Consider the following 2700-nt stretch of genomic DNA (forward strand, 5'->3'; position numbering starts at 1 on the left):
CCCCGCGGGTCACTTCAAACTCCCCCGGGTAGGGTCAGTCAAACTCCTCCACCCCGAAGGCAGGACAGAAGTGGATTGTTAGTTTGACATTGTTTCGCGGGCAAGGGCTTCGGCGGCCTCTTTGAGGCGATAGCTTCGTCCATCGAACTCGAGCAGGTGGCAGTGGTGCATCAGGCGATCGAGGATCGTCGAGCTCATGGTGTTGTCGCCCAGATATGTCCCCCAGTCCTGCACGACGCGATTGGAGGTGACGATGACGCTGCGGCGCAGTTTGTAGCGCTGATGGACCATGGTCTGTAGCAAGGCGCCGGCGTCGTCAGGGATGGTGCGGGCGAGGAAGAGATCGTCCAGCACGAGGAGATCGCAGTCGATGATGGTTCGCAGCCGGAGCTCGCGTTGCGCCGGGGAGTTCAGGGTGTGGCGGTGGAAGAAGTCATCGGTCTCAAGATACTGGACCTTGTGGCTTTGCATGATCGCCTGATAGGCAATCGCCTTGGCGATGTGGGATTTCCCGGTGCCAGGTTTGCCGACGAGCAGCGCGTTCTCGCCGGCGGCAATGAACGCCAGGGTGTTGAGCTGGAAGCAGGTCTGGCGCGGCAATTTGGGATTGAAGGACCAGTCGAACTCGGCGAGCGTCAGCTTTTCGTCGAGCCCGGATTGCTGGTATCGGCGCTCGATAAGGCGGGATTGGCGGCGATCCAGTTCGTCCTGCAAGATCAGGGAGAAGGTCTCGAGGAAGGATTGGTTGGCACCCTGCGCCTGCAGCACACGCGTCTGCAGCGTGTCGCGGACGCCCGACAGACGCAGCTGTCGCAGGCAACGCTCAATTTCCGGCATGGTCATCATGTGGTCGGGTCTCCAGTTTGAGGTGAGAAGATGCAGTGGGAGCGCTCGTGGCGCCGGAGCTGGCCGGGGTTGCGCAGGCGACACGAGCGCGGCTGTCGTGAGCACCGGCCTGCCGGGGATTGTCGTCGGCGTCGTGCCGCGCAGCACGGCTGAAGAGATCGCCGTATTCGGCCGGGGAACGGATCAGCGGATGATCCTGGGTGAGCGGCGATGCCGGTCGTGGCGTCGCTCCAACCAGCTCGATCGCCTGTTCGAACAGCCGCTCGACGGTCGCACGCACGTGCTTGTAGCGGTAGATGCGGTTGTCGATGGCGTGTGCGCAGGCCTGCTCGACCAACCGCGCCGGATACTTCCGGCTCAGCCCGACAATGCCCCACATCGCGCGTTGTCCGGGGCGCCCCTCGGTGTCGAACATCTGCTGACACAACGCCCGGGTCTGCGGCCCGATGCGCTCGGCGCTCGCCAGCAGCACGGTGGTTTGCCGCGACGGGTTGAACGGCCGCTCGCTACTCGGCAGAACGACCGAACCGGGGTGCGTCATCCGGGGATGAACACGCAGCAGCGCATGGCTATGGCAATCACGGATCTCGATAGTGGAAGTGTAGATGCGCACCACGACCTGGCTGCCGATGGGCGCGGGCCGCGCGGCGTAATAGCTGTTGTCGACCCGCACGGTGGTGTCGTCGCAGACGGTCCGAACGACTTCGGTAAAGATGCGGAAGGCAGCCACCGGCAACGGCCGCAGGTGGGGCTTCTCCTCCTGGAACATGGCCTCGACCTGACGACGCGTGCTGCCGTGGATGCGTTTGGAGGCCCAGGTCTCCTCCCAGTGCCTCAAGAACTCGTTCTGGGCTTCCAGCGTCTCGAAGCGCCGTCCGGCCAGCGCGGTGCTCTGGGTGTGTTGAATCGCATTCTCCACGCATCCCTTCCGATTGGGATCGGCCACCCGCGCGGGATCGGCGACCACGGCGTAATGAGCCAGCATCGCGCTGTAAATCGGGTTGAGCTCGGGCTCGTACAAATCCGGCTTGAGAACGCCTTCCTTCAGGTTGTCGAGCACGACATAGCTGGGGACCCCGCCAAAATACCGGAACGCCTCTTCGTGAAGCTGCGCCCAGACTTGCTGGCTGGATTGCCAGACCACCCGCCGGAAGCTGCGCCGCGAGTAGCGCAGCGTCATCACGAACAGGCGGGGACGACGGTAACGGCCGCTCCTGGGATCAATCGTCAGCGCGCCCTCGCCATAGTCAACCTGGGCCTCCTCGCCAGGCAGGAACTCGAGTCGATCAAACTGCTCGGGATCAGCGTGCCGCAACGTGCGCACGAACCGCTTGACGCTCTGGTAGCTGGACAGGAAGCCAAATTGATCGACCAGGTCCTGGTAAATCGCCTGTGCATTCCGCCTCAGGCGGACCTGTTCTTCGATCCACGCCCGATATGGTTCGCAGGCCGAGCGGGCCAGGCTGCTGGCAACTGTCGCTTCCGACACCCCAAAAGCCGGTGGTCGGGGTGGGGGAATTTGGCTATCCGCGCCCGCCGAGCCGGCGGTCACCCCGGGGGAATTTGCCTTCGTACCAGCCCGCAGCGCTTGGTAACGCCGGATCGTCTTGCGATCGATACCCGTCAGCCTGTGGATCTCGCGCTGGCTGGCGTTGCGATCAAGTAATGTAAATACAGTGCTTTGCAGATGCGCCTTCAAGACGTTCAACTCCCAGTCCCCTTGCTGGATAAAAGGGGACGAAAATAAACATCCTGCCTGACCCGGCTACCGCTGTTCAGCGGCGCTGCCGGAGATCATCAGGTGGGGGAGTTTCAGGTGACCCTACCCGGGGGATTTTGACCGACCCGCGGGGG

General features: G+C 63.2%; 2 protein-coding genes. Both read right to left on the minus strand.

Annotated features, from left to right (window positions below):
- Positions 1-78: 78 nt before the first annotated feature.
- Positions 79-846 carry an IS21-like element helper ATPase IstB gene (istB, locus tag XF30_RS37585; RefSeq protein ID WP_109146022.1) on the minus strand — a complete coding sequence of 256 codons (768 nt, stop codon included), beginning with the start codon at positions 844-846 and terminating at the stop codon, positions 79-81.
- Complete coding sequence (gene istA / locus XF30_RS37590; protein WP_109146023.1) at positions 824-2554, minus strand: IS21 family transposase; 1731 nt, start codon at positions 2552-2554, stop codon at positions 824-826. Before istA ends, istB begins: the two co-directional genes overlap by 23 nt.
- Between the last annotated feature and the right edge of the window lie 146 nt (positions 2555-2700).

Source organism: Bradyrhizobium sp. SUTN9-2 (assembly GCF_003122645.1).
GTDB lineage: Bacteria > Pseudomonadota > Alphaproteobacteria > Rhizobiales > Xanthobacteraceae > Bradyrhizobium > Bradyrhizobium yuanmingense.

Excerpts from the sequence above, each read along its gene's own strand:
- istB (WP_109146022.1), bottom strand. The coding sequence starts at position 846 with ATGATGACCATGCCGGAAATTGAGCGTTGCCTGCGACAGCTGCGTCTG.